Source organism: Georgenia sp. Z1491 (assembly GCF_049856175.1).
Taxonomy (GTDB): domain Bacteria; phylum Actinomycetota; class Actinomycetes; order Actinomycetales; family Actinomycetaceae; genus JB111.
Window position 1 is genome coordinate 182763 of sequence record NZ_JBNDNA010000002.1, and the last position, 18195, is coordinate 200957.

Annotated in this window: 21 protein-coding genes; 14 read left to right on the forward strand and 7 right to left on the reverse strand. The window is 73.3% G+C overall.

The window, feature by feature from the left end; all coding sequences use genetic code 11:
- Positions 1–78: 78 nt before the first annotated feature.
- The gene (locus ACPYO4_RS03425; RefSeq protein WP_425707811.1) at positions 79–819 is read right to left on the reverse strand and encodes a GPP34 family phosphoprotein; all 741 of its coding nucleotides are present in this window, start codon (positions 817–819) and stop codon (positions 79–81) included.
- A 172-nt stretch (positions 820–991) separates the two neighbouring features.
- On the opposite strand from ACPYO4_RS03425, the gene ACPYO4_RS03430 reads away from it, so the two are divergent.
- A complete protein-coding gene (locus ACPYO4_RS03430) occupies positions 992–2164 on the forward strand; it encodes an acyl-CoA dehydrogenase family protein (RefSeq protein WP_425707812.1) in 1173 nt (390 codons plus the stop codon).
- Positions 2165–2167: 3 nt separating this feature from the next.
- On the opposite strand, the gene ACPYO4_RS03435 is transcribed toward ACPYO4_RS03430, so the two are convergent.
- The gene (locus tag ACPYO4_RS03435) at positions 2168–3019 is read right to left on the reverse strand and encodes an aldo/keto reductase (RefSeq protein ID WP_425707813.1); all 852 of its coding nucleotides are present in this window, start codon (positions 3017–3019) and stop codon (positions 2168–2170) included.
- Between the two features lie 122 nt (positions 3020–3141).
- Here ACPYO4_RS03435 and ACPYO4_RS03440 point away from each other — a divergent pair, with 122 nt between their 5' ends.
- Entirely contained in the window at positions 3142–3714 is a 573-nt protein-coding gene (locus ACPYO4_RS03440; protein WP_425707814.1) for a GNAT family N-acetyltransferase, read from the forward strand.
- 174 nt (positions 3715–3888) lie between these two features.
- On the opposite strand, the gene ACPYO4_RS03445 is transcribed toward ACPYO4_RS03440, so the two are convergent.
- Positions 3889–4551 (reverse strand): potassium channel family protein, encoded by a 663-nt coding sequence (locus ACPYO4_RS03445; protein ID WP_425707815.1) that lies wholly within the window; start codon positions 4549–4551, stop codon positions 3889–3891.
- Positions 4552–4663: 112 nt separating this feature from the next.
- Positions 4664–6043: a TrkH family potassium uptake protein gene (locus ACPYO4_RS03450; protein ID WP_425707816.1), complete on the reverse strand. Its 1380-nt coding sequence runs from the start codon at positions 6041–6043 to the stop codon at positions 4664–4666.
- Positions 6044–6156: 113 nt separating this feature from the next.
- Between ACPYO4_RS03450 and ACPYO4_RS03455 the strand changes: the two genes are divergently transcribed.
- The 4 genes from ACPYO4_RS03455 (at position 6157) to ACPYO4_RS03470 (ending at position 8400) form a co-directional block, all read left to right on the forward strand.
- On the forward strand, positions 6157–7446 hold the full coding sequence (locus ACPYO4_RS03455; protein WP_425707817.1) for an acetoin utilization protein AcuC: 1290 nt from the start codon (positions 6157–6159) through the stop codon (positions 7444–7446).
- A 129-nt stretch (positions 7447–7575) separates the two neighbouring features.
- The gene (locus tag ACPYO4_RS03460; RefSeq protein ID WP_425707818.1) at positions 7576–7791 is read left to right on the forward strand and encodes a helix-turn-helix domain-containing protein; all 216 of its coding nucleotides are present in this window, start codon (positions 7576–7578) and stop codon (positions 7789–7791) included.
- Between the two features lie 136 nt (positions 7792–7927).
- A complete protein-coding gene (locus ACPYO4_RS03465; RefSeq protein ID WP_076808172.1) occupies positions 7928–8026 on the forward strand; it encodes a 30S ribosomal protein bS22 in 99 nt (32 codons plus the stop codon).
- 155 nt (positions 8027–8181) lie between these two features.
- Positions 8182–8400 carry a glutaredoxin family protein gene (locus ACPYO4_RS03470; RefSeq protein ID WP_425707819.1) on the forward strand — a complete coding sequence of 73 codons (219 nt, stop codon included), beginning with the start codon at positions 8182–8184 and terminating at the stop codon, positions 8398–8400.
- Between the two features lie 214 nt (positions 8401–8614).
- Here ACPYO4_RS03470 and ACPYO4_RS03475 read toward each other — a convergent pair whose 3' ends face one another.
- The gene (locus ACPYO4_RS03475; RefSeq protein WP_425707820.1) at positions 8615–9160 is read right to left on the reverse strand and encodes a YceI family protein; all 546 of its coding nucleotides are present in this window, start codon (positions 9158–9160) and stop codon (positions 8615–8617) included.
- Positions 9161–9305: 145 nt separating this feature from the next.
- On the opposite strand from ACPYO4_RS03475, the gene ACPYO4_RS03480 reads away from it, so the two are divergent.
- From ACPYO4_RS03480 to ccsB, 6 genes are all read left to right on the forward strand, one after another.
- The gene (locus tag ACPYO4_RS03480) at positions 9306–9806 is read left to right on the forward strand and encodes a MarR family winged helix-turn-helix transcriptional regulator (protein WP_425707821.1); all 501 of its coding nucleotides are present in this window, start codon (positions 9306–9308) and stop codon (positions 9804–9806) included.
- 133 nt (positions 9807–9939) lie between these two features.
- Positions 9940–10725: a histidine phosphatase family protein gene (locus ACPYO4_RS03485; RefSeq protein WP_425707822.1), complete on the forward strand. Its 786-nt coding sequence runs from the start codon at positions 9940–9942 to the stop codon at positions 10723–10725.
- Positions 10722–11318, forward strand: coding sequence for a redoxin domain-containing protein (locus tag ACPYO4_RS03490; protein ID WP_425707823.1), 597 nt, complete (start codon positions 10722–10724; stop codon positions 11316–11318). Before ACPYO4_RS03485 ends, ACPYO4_RS03490 begins: the two co-directional genes overlap by 4 nt.
- A 3-nt stretch (positions 11319–11321) precedes the next feature.
- Positions 11322–12200 (forward strand): cytochrome c biogenesis CcdA family protein, encoded by an 879-nt coding sequence (locus ACPYO4_RS03495; protein ID WP_425707824.1) that lies wholly within the window; start codon positions 11322–11324, stop codon positions 12198–12200.
- Complete coding sequence (gene resB, locus ACPYO4_RS03500; protein ID WP_425707825.1) at positions 12197–14041, forward strand: cytochrome c biogenesis protein ResB; 1845 nt, start codon at positions 12197–12199, stop codon at positions 14039–14041. Before ACPYO4_RS03495 ends, resB begins: the two co-directional genes overlap by 4 nt.
- A 26-nt stretch (positions 14042–14067) precedes the next feature.
- The gene (gene ccsB, locus ACPYO4_RS03505) at positions 14068–15102 is read left to right on the forward strand and encodes a c-type cytochrome biogenesis protein CcsB (protein ID WP_425707826.1); all 1035 of its coding nucleotides are present in this window, start codon (positions 14068–14070) and stop codon (positions 15100–15102) included.
- Positions 15103–15129: 27 nt separating this feature from the next.
- Here ccsB and ACPYO4_RS03510 read toward each other — a convergent pair whose 3' ends face one another.
- Complete coding sequence (locus ACPYO4_RS03510) at positions 15130–15666, reverse strand: PLD nuclease N-terminal domain-containing protein (protein ID WP_425707827.1); 537 nt, start codon at positions 15664–15666, stop codon at positions 15130–15132.
- 102 nt (positions 15667–15768) lie between these two features.
- On the opposite strand from ACPYO4_RS03510, the gene ACPYO4_RS03515 reads away from it, so the two are divergent.
- Positions 15769–16263, forward strand: coding sequence for a DUF4229 domain-containing protein (locus tag ACPYO4_RS03515; protein ID WP_425707828.1), 495 nt, complete (start codon positions 15769–15771; stop codon positions 16261–16263).
- A gap of 16 nt (positions 16264–16279) precedes the next feature.
- On the opposite strand, the gene ACPYO4_RS03520 is transcribed toward ACPYO4_RS03515, so the two are convergent.
- Positions 16280–17176 (reverse strand): RDD family protein, encoded by an 897-nt coding sequence (locus tag ACPYO4_RS03520; RefSeq protein ID WP_425707829.1) that lies wholly within the window; start codon positions 17174–17176, stop codon positions 16280–16282.
- A gap of 19 nt (positions 17177–17195) precedes the next feature.
- Between ACPYO4_RS03520 and ACPYO4_RS03525 the strand changes: the two genes are divergently transcribed.
- The gene (locus tag ACPYO4_RS03525) at positions 17196–18194 is read left to right on the forward strand and encodes a stage II sporulation protein M (RefSeq protein ID WP_425707830.1); all 999 of its coding nucleotides are present in this window, start codon (positions 17196–17198) and stop codon (positions 18192–18194) included.
- Position 18195 lies beyond the last annotated feature (1 nt).

Consider the following 18195-nt stretch of genomic DNA (forward strand, 5'->3'; position numbering starts at 1 on the left):
GTCCACGGTAGGCGCCCGCGCCGACACCGGGAGCGCCCGTCCCCACCGGGGAGGAGTCAGAGGTCGATCGGGCTCGTGTCAGAGATCGAGCCCGGCGAACCAGACGAAGCCGAGGGTCAGTGCCGCGGAGAGCACGATCCACAGCGCGACGTGGCCCCAGATGCGGCCAGGGTCCCTGGAGTAGGTCTTGTCGAGGTAGAAGCGGTGGCCGCTCCCTCGCAGCTCCATGCCGGCGGCCGAGTCGAACGCATGCTCGGCGATGCCGGCGCGCTTGATGATCCGGAGCAGCGCGGCGGTGCGGGGGTCGTACGCGTCGTCGTCGAGCGAGACTCGTAGCCGGTGCCTGAGGTGGTCCTCCCGCGCACCATCAGCCTCCTCGTACACGGTGCCGGACCGGTCGCCGAACCTGGGGCTGTGTCGTGCCGCATGGGTGCCGGCGCGGACGAGCTCGTCCAGCGTGGTGGCCACGAGATGGTCGGCGGCGCCTGCGACCTCGGCCAGGTCGCGGTCCTGACCTGCGGGCAGGGCCGCCCGCTGGCCCACCAGCCAGCTCGCGATCGTGTCGTAGCCCGGGGGCGGTGTCGGGCCGTCGAGCACCCGGGCGTAGTGCTCGATCGTCCCTTCCGTCCTTCGCCACGTATACCGGTTCCGTGGCCCTTGCCATCGCGTGACGTGCTTGTACAGCGTCCCGCCCGCGAGCACCTGCTCCGCGGCCGACTCGACCGCGATCCGCCGCAGCGTGTCGTCGTCGACGAGGCAGGCGCCCGTCTCGTCGTCGTGGACGAGGAGGAGGACGTCGGCGAGGAGCTGTGCCGGCATCAGCGCGGCCCGCCCGGTCCGACGCGACCCGCCGACGCAGCGGGTGCCGGCGCGGGAGCGTACGGCTCGAGCATGGGGGCCATGTCCTCAGGCTAGGACGACCCAGCACCCGGAGGCGTAGTTCCGGGTACCCCTCCCCGCCGCGCCTGGACACCGCGGGGACAATGGGGCCATGACCTCCTCGTCCACGCCGCCGCGCCAGATCCTCACCGACGAGCTCCTCGAGACGATCCGCTCGCGCGCCGCGGGCCACGACCGCGCCAACACCTTCCCGCACGACGACCTCGCCGACCTGCGCGAGGCCGGCTACCTCACCGCCTTCGTCCCGGCCGAGCTGGGCGGTGGCGGGCTCACGCTGGAGGAGATGGCGTCCGAGCAGGCCCGCCTCGCCGGTGCCTCCCCGGCCACGGCGCTCGCCGTCAACATGCACCACATCTGGGTGGGCGTCGCCCGCACGGTCCGCGCCGCCGGCCAGTCGGACATGGACGAGATCCTCGCGCGCGTCATAGACGGCGCGATCATCGCGTTCGGAGTGTCCGAGGCCGGCAACGACCTCGTGCTCTTCGGCTCCGCCTCGGACGCCACCCCCGACGGCGAGGGCGGCTACCGCTTCCACGGCACCAAGATCTTCACGACGCTCGGCCCCGTGTGGACGCTGCTCGGCACGTTCGGCACCGACCGCACGGACCCCGACGACCCGGTCAACGTGTGGGGCTTCGTCGAGCGCGACGGCGGTGGCGTCGAGATCAAGGAGGACTGGGACACCCTCGGCATGCGGGCCACGCAGTCGTACACGACCGTCCTCGACGGGGCGCCGGCGCCCGCGCACCGGATCGTGCGCGCCGTGCCGCCCGGGCCGACCATGGACCCGTTCATCTTCGGGATCTTCGCCAACTTCGAGATCCTGCTCGCGGCCGTCTACCAGGGCGTCGCCCGGCGGGCCCTCGACGTCGCCGTGGCGACCGTGACCAAGCGGATGAGCCTGAAGAACGACGCGCCCTACGCCCACGACCCCGACATCCGGTGGCGCCTCGCGGACGCGGCGATCGAGCTCGACGCGATCGAGCCGCAGCTCGTGGCGCTCGCCCGCGACGTCGACGCCGGGGCGGACCGCCCGCTGTGGATGCCGCAGCTCTCCGCGCTCAAGTCGCGGGCGACCGAGACGGCGCTGCGCGTCGTCGAGAAGGCGTTGCGCGCCTCCGGCGGATCGTCGTTCTACACCAGGGCGGAGCTCTCACGCCTGTACCGCGACGTCGTCGCGGGCCTGTTCCACCCCTCCGACGACGAGTCGGTCCACGCCGCCTGGGCGAACGCGCTGCTCGGGCCGGTGCCGTCGAAGGAGTGAGGGCTACTCCTCGCCGAACCGCTTCATCGTGGACGGGTGCATGCCGGTCCGGCCGGCCTCGCCCTTGTCGAGGGCGTCGATGCGCGCGGCCTGGTCGGCGGTGAGCTCGACCGTCAGCGAGGCGAGGTTCTCCTCGATCCGCGCCCGCGAGCTGGCCTTGGGGATGATCACGTGGTCGCGCCCGATGTGCCACGCGAGCACCACCTGCGCCGGCGTCGCCCCGACCTCGGCGGCGACCTCCTCCACCACCGGGTCGGAGAGGACCCGGCCGCGCGCGATCGGCGACCACGCCTGCACGGTGATGCCCTCGGAACGGCAGAAGTCGACGACCTCCTGGTTCTGCAGGTACGGGTGGATCTCGGCCTGGTCGAGGGCCGGCAGCGGGAGACCGGCGTCCTGGATCTCGCGCAGGTGCTCGGGCTGCCCGTTCGACATGCCGATCGACGTCACCAGCCCGGCGGCTCGGGCGTCCACGAGCACCTGCCAGGTCTCGGCCAGCGGGGTGGTCGAGCCCTCCGGGTAGGGCCAGTGGACGAGGAACAGGTCCAGGGAGTCGACCCCGAGGTCCTCCAACGAGCGTTCGATGCTCGCCCGGGCGGTGCCGGGGGCGTGGTTGGGGTTGTCGAGCTTGCTCGTGAGGAACAGGTCCTCGCGTGCGACGCCGCTGTCCGCGATGCCGCGCCCGACGCCGACCTCGTTGCCGTACATCTGGGCGGTGTCGATGTGCCGGTAGCCCACCTCGATCGCGGTGGCGACCAGGGGCGCCGCGTCGGCGTCGGGAATCTTGTAGGTGCCGAAACCGATCTGGGGGATCGCGTGGCCGTCACCCATGACGACGATGCCTGAGGAGATCATGCGGACCATCCTGGCAGGTGGCGTGGCTCTGCGCCGACCCCGGGCGACGAATGAGCGCGATCCGGCCCGGTGCGGGATATTCTCTCGGCCCGGCGGGCGGGCGCCGCCTACGGTCGGGCCCCATGACACAGCCAGTGACCCTCACGCGCCTCGATCCGACCGGCACGGACCGGGAGGAGCTCGTCGCGTTCATGACCGGCAACGAGTTCCCGTTCCACATGGTCGCGCGGCCGGACCGGGCACGGGTGGAGCGGTCGATCGCCGAGGGCGCCTACCGGGACGACGAGCACGACTCGTTCTGGGTCGACCACGCCGAGCTCGGCCGCATCGGCTTCCTGCGCCTGGAGGACCTTGAGGACGACGCGCCGCTGTTCGACCTGCGGCTGGCCGAGCGCTTCCGCGGCCGCGGACTCGGTGCCGACGTCGTGCGCGCGGCGACCGAGCTCGTGTTCCGCAGGTTCCCGGAGGTCCGCCGCTTCGAGGGACAGACCCGGGAGGACAACGTGGCGATGCGACGCACCTTCCTGCGCTGCGGCTTCCTCAAGGAGGCGCACTACCGGGAGGGCTGGCCCGTGGCGGGCGGCGAGCCCGTGGCGTCGGTGGCCTACGCGATCCTGCGGCGCGACTGGGAGTCGGGCACCACCACGACGTTCGTGTGGGAGGACCTGGACCTGCGGGTTTCCACGAATCCCTGAGCGGTGGCCGGAGACGGGAACTCATCGCTCCACCCGTGTCGTCGAGCTGGACCTTGAGGTGCCGAGCATGACCTCAGCACGGTCGAGCTCGGCGCGGCACGGTCGAGCTCGGCGCGGCACGGTCCAGCTAGGTGTCGAGGTCGGCGCACGCGCAGCCGCGTGCAACGCCCCGGCTCACGGTCGGTGGGCGAAGACCTCGAGCAGCTCGGTGTCGCCCGAGACGATGAGGGTGTCCTCGGCATCGATCCGCGTCTCGAGGGTCGTGTACTCGAACGGCTCGCCGGGGGACTTCTTGCCGATGACCGTGATGCCGTAGCGCGAGCGCAGCGACAGCTCGCCGATGGTGAACCCGTGGGTCTCGCGCGGCGGACGCATCTTCACCACTGCGAAACCGTCCTCCATCTCGATGTAGTCGAGCATCCGGCCCGAGACCATGTGGGCCACCCGCTGCCCGGCGTCGTACTCGGGGTAGACGACGTGGTGCGCGCCGATGCGCCGCAGGATCCGCCCGTGCTCGCCGGAGACCGCTTTGGCCCAGATCTGCGGCATCCCCAGGTCGACGAGGTTGCCGGTGATGAGCACCGACGCCTCCAGGTAGGAGCCCACGCCGACCACCGCCACGGGGAAGTCGGCGGCGCCGAGCTGCTCGAGCGCGTCCGCGGAGGTCGCGTCCGCCTCGACCAGCGGGAGTCGGCTCGACCACGTCTGCACGAGCTCGGGGTCCTTCTCGACCGCGAGCACCTCGCGGTCCAGGGACTCGAGCGTGGCCGCCAGGGCCGCGCCGAAGCGCCCCAGGCCGATGACGAGGACAGCGGAGTCCCGGGCCTGCTTGGCCATGAGGGTCCTTTCCGGGGTCGGGCGGTAACGGTCGGTGAGGCGGTTCGGGCGGTTCCGGTCGGGGCGACGTGCTGGTCGGGGAGTCGTGCGGACGGGGTGTCATTGTGGCCGCTCAGCCGATGACAGGACGCTCCTCGGGCATGCGGATGACGCGACGGCGCGAGCGGATGGCGAGCGCCGCCGCGAGCGTGATCGTGCCGATGCGGCCCGCGAACATCAGGGCGGCGAGCACGTACCTGGCCGAGTCGGGCAGGTGGGGCGTGATGCCGGTCGACAGGCCGCACGTGGCGAACGCGGAGATCACCTCGAACAGCACCTGGTCGAGCGTGAAGTCCGTGACCGAGAGCAGGACCAGGGTGGACAGCCCCACGAGCGTGGCGCCGAGGAAGGCGACGGCGACGGCGAGCCGCACGGTCTCGGTGGGGATGCGGCGGCCGAACGCCTCGATGTCCCGGTCGCCGCGTGCCTCGGCGACGATCGCGAGGACGAGGACGGCGAACGTCGTCACCTTGATGCCGCCGGCCGTGGACGCCGAGCCGCCCCCGACGAACATCATCGCGTCGGTCGCGAACAGCGTGGACTGCTGCATCTGCCCGACGTCGATGGTCGCGAGCCCCGACGACCGCGGCGTGATCGAGTGGACGAGCGTGGCGACGAGCCGGTCGGCGACCGGGAGCGCGCCGAGCGTGTCCGGGTTCCTCCACTCGAACAGGACGAGGGCCACGAGCGTGATGACGAGGAGCGCGACGAAGGTCGACAGCGTGAGCTTGGCGTGCAGCGTGATCCGGCCCGGCCTGCGCCGGTGGCGCCACAGGTCGAGCAGGACGGGGAAGCCGACGGCGCCGAGGAACGTGCCGACGACGACGACGAGACCCAGCCACCAGTCGCCGACGTACGGCACGAGGCCACCGTCGAGCACGACGAAGCCGGCGTTGTTGAAGATGGACAGCGCCATGAAGAAGCCGTGCCACAGGGCGGCCGGAACCGACTCGCCGAGGTCGAGGAACCGCGGGACGAGGATCGCGGCGAGCACGAGCTCGATGAGGACCGAGGCCACGACGACGGCCCGCACGAGGGAGCCGACCTCGCCGAGCCCGGTCGTGCCCGTCTCGGACGCGGTGAGCATCCGCTGGGTCAGCCCGATGCGCCGGGAGACCGCGAGGCCGAGGATCGAGGCGAGCGTCATCACACCGAGGCCGCCGACCTTGATGCTCACGAGGATGACCGCCTGACCGAACCCGGACCAGTAGGTCGCCGTGTCCACGGTGGTCAGCCCGGTCACGCACACGGCGGACACCGCCGTGAAGAGGGCGTCGACGAACGGCGCGCGCGTCCCGGTCGTCGTCGCCACGGGCAGCGAGAGCAGACCCGTCATCACCACGACTATCGCGGCGAACACGAGCAGGGCCATCCGTGCGGGGGAGCGGCGGGCGAGGTCGTCGACCTGGTCCCGTGCCAGCGCGAGCACGCGGCCCACGGCCGAGCGTCCCATCTGCCCTCCAGTACCGACGGCCGGGGCGGACCGCCGTCCCGGGCTGCCGCGTCGTCGTCCGGCGCGTGCGCAGCAGGCGAAACACTGCCACAGGCTCGGGGTAGGTTGCGGGCATGGCCGATGGTGCTCTCGTGTGGTCCCCCGACCTCGTCGGGTACAACTTCGGCGTCGGCCACCCCATGAGTCCGCTCCGGCTGCACCTGACGATCGAGCTGGCTCGAGCCCTGGGGCTGCTGGAGCCCGACGTCGTCGAGGTCCTCGAGCCCGAGGTCTGCGACGCCGAGCTCCTGGCCTCGGTGCACGAGCCGGGCTACGTCGACGCGGTGCGGGCGGCCGAGTCCGACGGGGCGACCGACGCGCGGCGCGGCATCGGCGGCGAGGACAACCCCGTGTTCGGTGCGATGCACTCCGCCTCGGCACGGCTCGTCGGGTCGACCGTGACCGCCGCGCGCGCGGTGTGGTCGGGGCGGGTGCGCCGCGCGTTCTCGCTCGCGGGCGGCATGCACCACGCGATGCCGGGCCACGCCTCGGGATTCTGCGTGTACAACGACGTCGCCGTCGCGATCCGCTACCTCAAGGAGGCGGGCGCCGGCAGGATCGTGTACCTCGACGTCGACGCGCACCACGGCGACGGCGTCGAGCGCGTGTTCTGGGACGACCCCGACGTGGTGACCGTCTCCGTACACGAGCACCCCTCGACCCTGTTCCCGGGGACCGGGTACCCGCAGGACGTCGGCGGCCCCGGCGCGCGGGGGTCCGCCGTCAACGTCGCACTGCCCGCCGGCACCTCGGACGAGCAGTGGCTGCGGGCGGTCGAGGCGGTCGCCTCGCCGATCGTCGAGGCGGTGCGGCCCGACGTCCTCGTCACGCAGCACGGGTCGGACTCCCACGGGAGCGACCCGTTGACGAACCTCGCCGTGTCCGTCGACGCTCAGCGGGCGGCCGCCGTGATGTTCGCCGGTCTCGCCGAGCGGTTCGCCGGCGGTCGGTGGGTCGCCACGGGCGGCGGCGGGTACGAGGTCGTCAACGTCGTGCCGCGCGCCTGGTCCCACGTGCTCGGCGTCGTCGCGGGCACGCCGCTGGACCCGGGAACCCCGGTCCCCGAGGAGTGGCGGCAGCTCGTGCACGACCTCGCCGAGGGCGCGGTCGCCACGACGATGTCCGACGCCGACCCGTTCACGGTGCCCGGCACCGACGCGGCGCCTGCGGCCGGCCCCGGCGGCCCGGCGGCACCGACGGCGGAGGCGCCGGCGGGGGGTGGGACGTCGTCGAGCGGGGTCCTTGGCGGGCCGGCCGGCCGGTTCGTCGACGGCTTCGACCCGGAGAACCCGGTCGACCGAGCGATCCTCGCGACCCGGCAGGCGGTCTTCCCGGAGCACGGCCTGGACCCGCTGACGGCGTAGCGCACGTCACGTTCGAGGTCGCGACACGCGCACGGATTGGCCGGGTGGCCCTCGGGCCCGCTATGTTCCTTCCTCAGGAGCCCCACGAGTCACGTGCGCGGCCGGGGGATCATCAGGAGCTGGGAGCACATGGTCGACAGCCAGGGGAGCAGCCGTTTCCTCACCGTCGCCGAGGTGGCGGAGTCTCTTCGCGTCTCCAAGATGACCGTCTATCGCATGGTCCACTCCGGCGAGATCCCCGCCGTCCGCGTGGGACGCTCGTTCCGGGTGCCCAACGCCGCCGTCGACCAGCTCATCGCCGAGGGCCTGCAGGGCTGGGACTCGGCCGAGGGCACCGGCTCCTGACCGCGCGGGTGCTCCTCCCGCGGCCCTGTGGCGGGTCTGACCCGGCCGGCGCCACGCTCCCTCCCGCCACCCGCTAGACTTGCCGGGTTTCCCGGACGCGGACGCGTCCGTACCCGAATCGGACTGAGGTGGACCCGTGGGATCTGTCGTCAAGAAGCGCCGCAAGCGCATGTCGAAGAAGAAGCACCGCAAGCTGCTGCGCAGGACGCGCCACCAGCGCCGCAACAAGAAGTGATCCGTCGCTTCCGTCGTCGATCGGACCCGGGCCCCGCAGGGGTGCCGGGTTCGTCGCGTTCCGGGGAGCGCTCGCCGGCGGTCGCGGCCTCCCCGCAGGCCTGGCTCGGCGGCCCGGCCGGTGACGGGGCGCGTGCGCCCGCGAGGCTCGAGGTCGTGTCGCGCGCCGGCTGCCACCTGTGCGAGCAGACCGCCGCACGTCTCGGACCGATCGCCGAGCGGCACGGGGCGGCCCTCGTGCTCCTCGACGTCGACGCCGACCCCGAGCTCGCGGACCTCTCCGACCACGTGCCGGTCGTCCGGGTCGACGGCGTGGAGGTCGACCGGCTGATGGTCGACGTCGGCCGGGTGGAGCGGGCGCTCGCCGCGCGCTGAGCGGGCCGCCCGGACCGGGCCCGCCGACCGCAGGTCGCCCTCCCCGCCACGTTCGTCGAGCGTGCGGTCGGCGGCCGTCGGGTGTGCCGGCTCGTGCCGCGCACCCGCGTGACCGGGAACCGCACACGCAGCGAACGGCTCGGGGTGGACACGACGGCGGCCGGCCACCCCGGGGTGACCGGCCGCCGTCGTGCTCAGCGGGAGAGGGTCAGGCTCAGGCCTGCGCGGCCGGCGGGACGGCCTCGACCTCGATGGTGATGTTGACCTTGTCGGAGACGAGGACGCCACCGGTCTCGAGGGCGGCGTTCCACGTGAGCCCGAAGTCCTTGCGGGAGATCGTCGTCGTCGCGGAGAAGCCGATGCGGTCCTGCCCGAACGGGTCGGTGGCCGCGCCGTTGTACTCGACGGCGAGCGCGACCGGCTGGGTGACACCCTTGATCGTCAGGTCGCCGTTGAGCGTGAACTCGTCGGCGTCGCCGTCGACGGAGGTCGACACGAAGGTCCACTCCGGGTTGTTCTCGGCGTCCCAGAAGTCGGCCGACCGCAGGTGGTTGTCGCGGTTCTCGTCCTTGGTGTCGACCGAGCCGGACTGGATCGTTACGTTCGCGGTGGACTGCGCGACGTCCTCGGCGACGACGAGCTCACCGGCGAAGTCGGTGAACTGGCCACGGACCTTCGAGATGCCCGCGTGGCGGACGGTGAAACCGACCTCCGAGTGCGAGGGCTCGATGGTGTAGGTACCGGCGGGGATGGTCGACATACTGCCTCCAGGGATGGATCGCGCCGGCTGCGCCGACGAAGTGGTTGAAGCGTGAACGATTGAACTGTAAACTACATCGGGACGGTGGCGCAAGCCCCGCGACCGTGGCTCCCGCGCCGCGGCGGTACCAGGATGGAGGACCTGGATGAACACGCGATGGCTCAGCCTCGACGAGCAACGGTCGTGGCGTCTCTTCCTGCGAGCCTCCGCGCAGGTTCTCGAGGACGTCAACCACGACCTCACGGTCAGTGCGCGGCTCTCCCTGCCGGAGTACGAGGTGCTCGTGCGTCTCTCCGAGGCGCCGGACCGGACGCGCCGCATGTCCTCGCTCGCCGAGGACCTCGTGCACTCGCGCTCGCGACTCACGCACACCGTCCGCAGGCTCGAGGACGCCGGCTACGTCGAGCGCCGCAACGACTGCTCGGACCGCCGCGGCGTCAACGCGCACCTCACCGACGCGGGGTACGCCCGCTTGTCCGAGGCCGCGCCCGGGCATGTCGACGCCGTGCGCTACAGGCTCGTCGACCGGCTCACCGAGGCGCAGATGACCGAGCTGGGCCAGATCATGGCCGCCCTGCTCGACGACGAGGAGATCGACCGGGAGGTGGCGCGCGCGAGGGAGCCCGACCTTCCTTCGCCGACCTGACCCGGCTGCCGTCGTCGCCGACCTGACCGGGCTGACCCACCTGACCGCGCTGCCATCGTGGAACCGGATCCGCCCGAGTCCGACGTCGCGGGCGCGTACCCGCGGGGGCCGCACAGTTTGCGACACTGTGACCATGCCCCACACCGTCGTCCACCTCCTACGTCACGGCGAGGTCCACAACCCCTCCGGCGTCCTGTACGGACGCCTCCCGGGGTACCACCTCTCGGAGCGCGGGCGCGCCATGGCCAGGGCCGTGGCCGCGCACCTGAGCGAGACCGGTCACGACGTGCGGCGCGTGGTGGCCTCCCCGCTCGAGCGCGCGCAGGAGACCGGGCGGCCCGTGGCCGAGGCGTTCGGCGTCGAGGTCGAGACCGACGAACGGCTGATCGAGGGCGGCAACGCGCTCGAGGGGACGGCGATCCGCGCCGACCCGCTCGCTCTCGCGCACCCGCGGCACTGGCCCCTGTACGTCGACCCGTTCCGCCCGAGCTGGGGCGAGGCGTACCGGGCGATAGCGGACCGGACGACCGACGCGGTGCGGTCCGTCCTCGCTCGCTCCGAGGGGGGTGAGGTGGTTCTCGTCTCCCACCAGCTGCCGATCTGGATCACCCGCCTCGTCGTCGAGCGCCGCCCCCTCGCGCACGACCCCCGGCGCCGGGAGTGCGCGCTGGCGTCCCTGACCTCCCTGCACTTCGACGACCGGCGCCTCGTCGGGATCACCTACGACGAGCCGGCCGCCGCGCTCGTGGCCGACGCGAGCGACGTCACGCCGGGCACCTCCCGTGCCGCGGTCAACACCGGGTCGGCCCGTCGGTCGGTCCGGTCCGGGACGCGGACCTCGCCGCCGCTGCCTCGGGCCGTGCCCACGCCCGAGACGGCCGACTCGGCGGCGGACGCCGGCGAGCAGGCCCGAGCGTGACGGGCCGCTCCTCCCTGCGACGCACCCTGCCGGCGGCGCTCGGTGCCCTCGGGCTCGCGGTCACGCTGACCGCGTGCGCACCCGAGGGCTCGTCGCCCGACGGCGGCTCCGTCGGCGCGGGCTACGAGGCCGGTGACGGCTCCTTCACCACCTGGGAGCCGGAGGAGCGGGGCGCCGCGGTCGAGCTGACCGGTACGTCCTACGACGACGAGCCGATCGACCTCGCCGAGGCGCGCGGCAGCGTCGCCGTCGTCAACTTCTGGTACGCAGCCTGCCCGCCGTGCCGCGTCGAGGCGCCCGACCTGGCCGCTCTCGCGAACGACATGGCCGACGAGATCGTCATGCTCGGCGTCAACCCGCGTGACGACACGGCGACCGCCCAGGCCTTCGAGAACACGTTCGACATCCCCTACCCGTCGGTCCACGACTCCGAGGCGCGTGCCGTCGCCGCGTTCGAGGGCCTGGTCCCGCTGTCCGCCATGCCGACCACCGTCGTGCTCGACCAGGAGGGTCGGGTCGCCGCCCGCATCCTCGGCCAGGCGGACCCGACCATCCTGCGCGGGCTCGTCGACGACGTCCTCGCCGAGGCCTGAGCCGTGGACGCCGTCGCCTCCGTGGGGGAGGTCGTCACCTCGGGATCGCTCCTGCTCGCGGTCCCGCTCGCCCTGCTCGCCGGGCTGATCTCCTTCTTCTCCCCGTGCGTCCTGCCGCTGCTGCCCGGCTACGTCGGCCTGCTCGGAGGGATGGCGGGCTCGACGACGGAGCGCTACCGGGAGGCGACCGCCGTCCCCGCGTCCGGCGCAGGCGGGAGCCCGGCAGGCGCTGGTGCGGGCCCGGTCGGCGCAGGTGCGGCGATCGCACGGCGCGAGGCCCAGGCGGCGGCGACGGGTCGCGCGTCCGGCCGCCGGGTCGCGCTCGGCGCGATCCTCTTCGTCTCCGGCTTCTCCGCGGTGTGGGTGGTGGCCGGCGTGGCCGTGGCCTCGCTGGGGATCGCCCTCGCCCCGGTGCTGCCGACCGTCCTGCGCGTGGCGGGCGTCGTCGTCATCCTGCTCGGGCTCGCGTTCGTCGGCCGGATCCCGTTCCTCCAGGCCGAGCGACGCCTCGACGTCGCCCCCCGCGCCGGCCTCGCCGGCGCGCCCGTGCTCGGCGCCGTGTTCGGGCTCGGCTGGGGACCGTGCATCGGCCCGACCCTGGCCGCCGTGCTCACCCTGGCCCTGTCCGAGCAGTCCGTGGCGCGCGGCCTCCTGCTCACGGTCGTGTACTGCCTCGGGCTCGGGGTCCCGTTCGTCGTCGCCGCCGTGGCCGTCGCCCGCTCGGCGCGCGCCCTGTCCGCCCTCAGGCGTCACGCCCGCACGATCCAGGTCGTCGGCGGCGTCGTCCTCATCGCTCTCGGGGTCCTGCTCGTCACCGGTGCCTGGGAGTGGATCGTGGGACGCCTGCAGGGCCTCGTCGCCGGGTGGGTGACGCCGCTGTGACCGCGGACCCCACCAACCTCTCCTCCAAGCCCGGCCAGGGCCGGGCGGGCCCCGACGACGACGCGGCAGCGGGTGACGGCAGCCGCGCCACCGGACCGTCCCTGTCCCTCGTGGGCTGGTTGCGGTGGGCGTGGCGCCAGCTGACGTCGATGCGCACGGCGATCCTCCTGCTCCTCCTGCTCGCCGTCGCCGCGCTCCCGGGCGCGTTCATCCCCCAGCAGGCCTCCGACCCCGCGGCCGTGTCGCAGTTCCGGGCCGAGCGTCCCGAGCTGTCCGGCTGGCTCGACCGGCTCGACCTGTTCGACATGTACGGGTCGATCTGGTTCCAGACCGTCTACGTGCTGCTGTTCGTCTCCCTGATCGGCTGCATCGTCCCGCGCATCGGCGTGCACGTGCGGTCGCTGCGGGCCGCGCCGCCGAAGGTTCCCGGCCGGCTGACCCGGTTCGCCGGGCACAGCGTCCGTCGCGACCCCACCCGTACGCCCGCCGAGCTCGGCGAGGCGGCGCGCCTCGCGCTGCGCCGCCGGTTCCGTGCGGTGGTCTCAGCGAAGGACGACGGCACGGTCGAGGTCTCGGCCGAGCGCGGCTACCTGCGGGAGACCGGGAACATCGTCTTCCACCTCGCCCTGCTCGCCGTCCTCGTCGCCTTCGGGCTCGGGCAGATGATCTCCTACCGCGGCCAGGCCATCGTCGTCGAGGGGGAGAGCTTCGCGAACTCCGTGGTCGACTACGACTCCTTCACCGCCGGCTCGCTCGTGCGCACGGGCTCCCTCGACCCGTTCGTCGTCCGCCTGGACGAGTTCAGCTCCGAGTTCACGCTCGACGCCCAGGCCCGCGACTTCCTCGCCGAGGTGTCGGTGACGCGTGCCGACGGCACCGCGGAGGCCGGCGACATCGCCGTCAACCATCCGCTCAACGTCGATGGCACGAACATCTACCTCTCCGGCAACGGCTACGCACCCCGCCTGACCGTGCACGACGGCGCGGGCGAGGTCGCGTTCTCCCAGCCGGTGCCGTTCCTGCCCGAGGACGGGGTCTACACCTCGAGAGGCGTCGTCAAGGTCCCGGACGTCTCGGGCGACCAGGAGCAGCTCGGCCTCACCGGGACCTTCCTGCCCACCGCGATCGTCGACACCGCCGGCACGCCCGTCTCGATCCATCCGCAGCCGGAGGATCCCCTGCTCGTGCTCACGCTGTGGGTGGGCGACCTCGGGCTCGACGAGGGCGAGCCCCAGAACGTCTACGTCCTCGACACCGACCGGATGCGGCAGGTCTACGAGCCCGCGGCCGACGGCTCGGCCGGGTCCGCCGAGGGTGGGCAGGTGCCGCTGACGATCTACCTCGGCCCAGGTGACACGGTCGAGCTGCCCGAGGGGCTCGGCTCGATCACGTTCGAGGAGGAGCTGCCGCGGTTCGTCGCCCTCGACCTGCGCAACGACCCCACGCTGCCCTACCTCCTGGCGGCCTCGATCGCGGCGATGCTCGGCCTGTTCGGCTCGCTGTTCGTCCCCCGCCGACGGGTGTGGGTGCGGCTGACCTCCGACGGCGACGGCACGCGGCTCGAGACCGCCGCGCTCGCACGGGGGGACGACCCCGGAACCGAGCGCGAGGTCGAGCGGCTCCTCGCCGCGCTCGACCTCGAGGAGGACTCCTCGGACGGTGACGTGGGCGACGACGCGTCCGCGGACCGGTGGGACGGGACGGGTGACACCCCGGCGCCCGAGGGGACGACCTCCGACGACGGCGCCGCCCCGCCGTCCCGCGGGCCGGACCGGCGCCCGCGACCGCGCCCCGCTCCGGAAAAGGGGTTGGGGCACAATGACATCACCGAGCGCCCTTAGGGCGCCCCGACGACGAAGGACGACGCATGCCCGAGTCCACGCTGGCTCAGATCTCCACGGTGGCCATCTACGGCGCGATGGGGGCCTACGTCATCTCGCTGCTGGCGTTCGCCGTCGACCTGGCGAGATTCATGGACAGCTCGGACAAGGGCCGTCGCTTCGCGCGGATCGGCGTGTCCTCGATGGTTGCCGGTTTCGTCATCCACGTCGTCGGGGTGATCACGCGGGCGATCGCGACCGAGCGCGTCCCGTGGGCCAACATGTACGAGTTCTCGATCGTGTTCACGCTCATCGCCGTGGGGATCTTCCTGCTCCTCAACCGGTCGCGCGACCTGCGTGTCCTCGGTGCGGGTGTCGCCGGGCTCGTGGTCCTGTCCCTGGGCCTCGCGGTCTCGGTGCTCTACGTCCGGGCGGACGGCATCCCGCCGGCGCTCGACAGCTACTGGCTGATCATCCACGTCTTCGTCGCCACGCTCGCCGTCGGCGTCCTCGCGGTCTCCGCGATCCTCTCGCTCGTCCAGCTGCTGCAGGAGCGCGCCGAGATCGGCCGTGCGCGTCGGGCCGAGGCGCGTGCCACCGCCGACTCGGCCGCCCTGGTCGCCGCCGACGGGCGCGCGGCGGCACCGACCACGCGGTCGGCCGCGGGTACGGGTGCGGCGGGGCCCGACTCCGGCGGGACCGACCCCGCAGGCGCGCCGAGATCCGGCCTCGCCGGATTCCGCGACCGTCTCTCCGAGCGCCTGCCGAGCTCCGCGGAGCTCGAGCGCACGGCCTTCCAGCTCATCGCCGTCGGCTTCATGCTGTGGACGTTCACGCTCATCGCCGGCGCCATCTGGGCCGAGCACGCGTGGGGCCGCCCGTGGGGTTGGGACGTCAAGGAGGTCTGGTCGCTGCTGATCTGGATCGTCTACGCCGCGTTCCTCCACGCGCGCCTGACCCGGGGCTGGCAGGGGCGGCGGGCGGCCTACCTCTCGCTCGCGGGCTTCGCGCTCATCCTCGGCAACTACTACGTGGTCAACCTGTTCCTCAACTCGCGGCACTCCTACTCGGGGATCGGGTAGCACCGGCGCCGACCGGCGGTCGTCCGGTCAGGCCGGCGAGCCCGGGCTCTCGCGGGGGTCGACGGCGAGCCCTCCCGCCGGGCCGGGGTCGCCGTCGTCGTCGCCCGGGCCGTCCGCGTCGGAGCGGCGATCCGTGCCGGGGTCGCCGTCGTCCGGTGCGTCGGCGGCGGTCGTCGGCTCGGCCGCCGTGGCCCGCGGGTTCTCACGCTCGGCATCGCGCGCACGCTGGCGGCGCTCGCGCTCGGCACGGCGTCGGTCGGCCTCCAGTCGGGCGAGGAACTCGGGGTCGTCGTCCGGCGCCACCGGTCGGCGGGGTTGGCGGGTCGGGCCGGCGCCGAAGGAGCCGGTGCCGCCGGTACGGTCCGGCCCGCCCGTCGCGCGTGCCAGCGTGCGGGAGAGCACGAGCCAGGCGACCGCGCCGATCACGGGCAGCAGCAGGATGAGGACGATCCAGACTCCCTTGGGGATGCGCGCCGGCATCCGTTCGTCGTCCGAGCGGGCACAGTCGATCAGCGCGAAGACGATGACGCCGACCGCGATGACGATGGGGATGGCACGTTGCACCCCTTCAGGGTAGGTCGACGGACGCGGCGGCGAGGCGCGACGCTGGTCACCGCCGGCCGGTGACCGCGACCCGGGGGCCGGGGACGGACGTAGCCTGGGCCGGTGGCCATCGCAAAGTACGCGCTCGCACGGGTCGTCGTGCTGCTCGGTGTCGCAGGGGTGCTCTACCTGGCCGGTGCCCGGTCCTGGCTCCTGTGGCTCGGCGCGCTCCTGCTCGCCGCCATGGTGTCCTACGTGGTGCTGCCGGGCGTCCGGGACGATGCCGCGGGCAGCCTCGCCCGGCAGGACGACCGCCGGACCAGGGTCGACGACGACGCCGACGAGGAGGACGCCATGCTCGACGACCGGGCCGGTGACGACGTGGGGGCGGACGACGACCGGGCCGAGGACGACGACGCGCGAGGACCCGACGACGTGCGTCCGGACGACGACCCGGGGCCGGGCGACGCCGCGGGGCCGCGCGACGCCGCGGCGGAGCAGGCCCGCGGCGAGACGATGTCGGACGGCGACGGGTCCACGCTGGAACGGGTCCCGGAAGCCGTCGAGGACGCACCCACGCGCAGCGACTCCGACGAGGCCGACCGCCGGAGCGACTGAGAGCCTCGGCGCGCGGTCAGGCGTAGTCCTGGACCTCGTGCGGCAGGCGCAGCATGAGCGCGGCGGCGCGGTCCTCCTGTGCCTGGGCGGTGGCGAGCCGCTCGCGCTCGGCGTCGCGACGCACCACGAGGACGGCGGCGAGGAAGCGCTCCGGGTGCGCGCCCGGCGGGGCCGGGCGCGAGGCGTACGGCTCGATCTGGGCCGCGAGCGAGCGGGAGACGGCGGCCCGCGTCTGCGGCGTCATCAGCGCCGTGCGCCCGAGGAGGTCGCGGGCGGCCGCCGCCAGCGCCGCCGGCAGGGGCCGCACCGTGAGCCCCTCGGCCCAGGGGCCGAGCTCCGGTGGCATCACCAGCGGCAGCCGCAACGCCTCCGACGCGCGCACCGACACCACGATGGTCCCCGCCAGCCGGTCGCCGAGCCGCTGACCGCGGCCGGAGGCCAGCGAGGCGATGATCGCGCCGCCGCCGAGGGTGAGCCACAGCTCGCCGACCCCCGCGAGCGCCCGCACGGAGGTGTGGCGCAGGCGCACCGGTCCGCCGTCGTCGCGGACCACGCGGGTCCCGGTGGCGATGCGACCCAGCGAGCGCCCCCGGGTGAGCGCCTCGACGGCCATCGGTGCGCCCACCCACCACAGGGCGAGGAACGAGATGACCAGCGCCTGGAGCTGCGCCTCGTTGATCCCGTCGTCGAGCAGGCCGACGACCAGCAGCAGCGACGCGAGCAGCCCGAGCAGGTGGGCCAGGCCGTCCAGCAGGCCGGACAGGACGCGGGTCGCGAAACCGGTCGGCGCCAGGTCGAGGGCGACGGCCTCGGAGGTGACGACGACGTCGCCCGCGAGGCCCGCGGTCGTCAGCGCCCCGGCCTGGTCGCGCGCGGGTCCGCGGCGAGCGTCGGGAGCGGGAGGGGCGGCCACGTGTGGCAGGGTACTGCGCGTGGATGCCGAGGCGTTGGGAGCCGTGCGGTCCGGCCGCTGGGAGCGGCTCGACGACCTCGCGGGGCGCCGCAGGCTCACCGGTCAGGAGGCCGACGAGCTCGTCCGTCTCTACCAGGCCACGTCCGCCGACCTGTCGCGCGTGCGCACCCGGTCCGCCGACCGGTACGTCACCGGTCACCTGTCCGACGTCCTTGCCCGCGCGCGCGGACGCATCGCGGGCACCCACGAGGTCAGCCTGCGGGCCGTACGCAACCTCTTCGTCGTGACGATGCCGCTGGCCCTGTACCGGGTGCGGTGGTGGACGCACGGAGTGACCGCGGCGTTCCTGCTCGTGGCCCTGGCCGTCGGCTGGTTCTACGCCACCACGCCCGGGGCGCTCGCCGAGCTCGGCTCGACCAGCCAGCTCCAGAGCTACGCCGACGAGCAGTTCGCCGCCTACTACTCGAACTATCCCTCGCACGACTTCGCCGCACAGGTCTGGACGAACAACGCTTGGATCGCCGCCCAGACGATCGGCCTGGGCATCACCGGCGTGTGGCCGGTTCAGGTCCTCGCCGTCAATGCGGTCGGCATCGGCCAGGCCGGCGCGATCATGTCGGAGTACGGCGACCTCGGGGTGTTCTTCTCCCTCCTCGCGCCGCACGGCCTGCTCGAGCTCACCGCGATCTTCGTGGCGGGCGGCGCGGGGCTCCGACTGTTCTGGACCCTGCTCGTGCCCGGTCGCCGCACCCGGCAGACGGCACTCGCGGTCGAGGGGCGCACCACCGTCACCGTCGCCGGCGCGCTCGTCGTCGTCCTGCTCGTCTCGGGCCTGGTGGAGGGGTACGTCACCGGGACGACGGTGCTGGACTGGTGGGTGAAGATCGTCATCGGCGCGGTCGTCTGGCTGGGGTTCTGGGTGTGGACGATGTGGGCCGGCGGCCGGGCCCATCGGGACGAGCTCAGCGCCGACCTCGCCGACGACGCGGCCGGCTACCGCGTCGCCGAGGCCGGCTGAC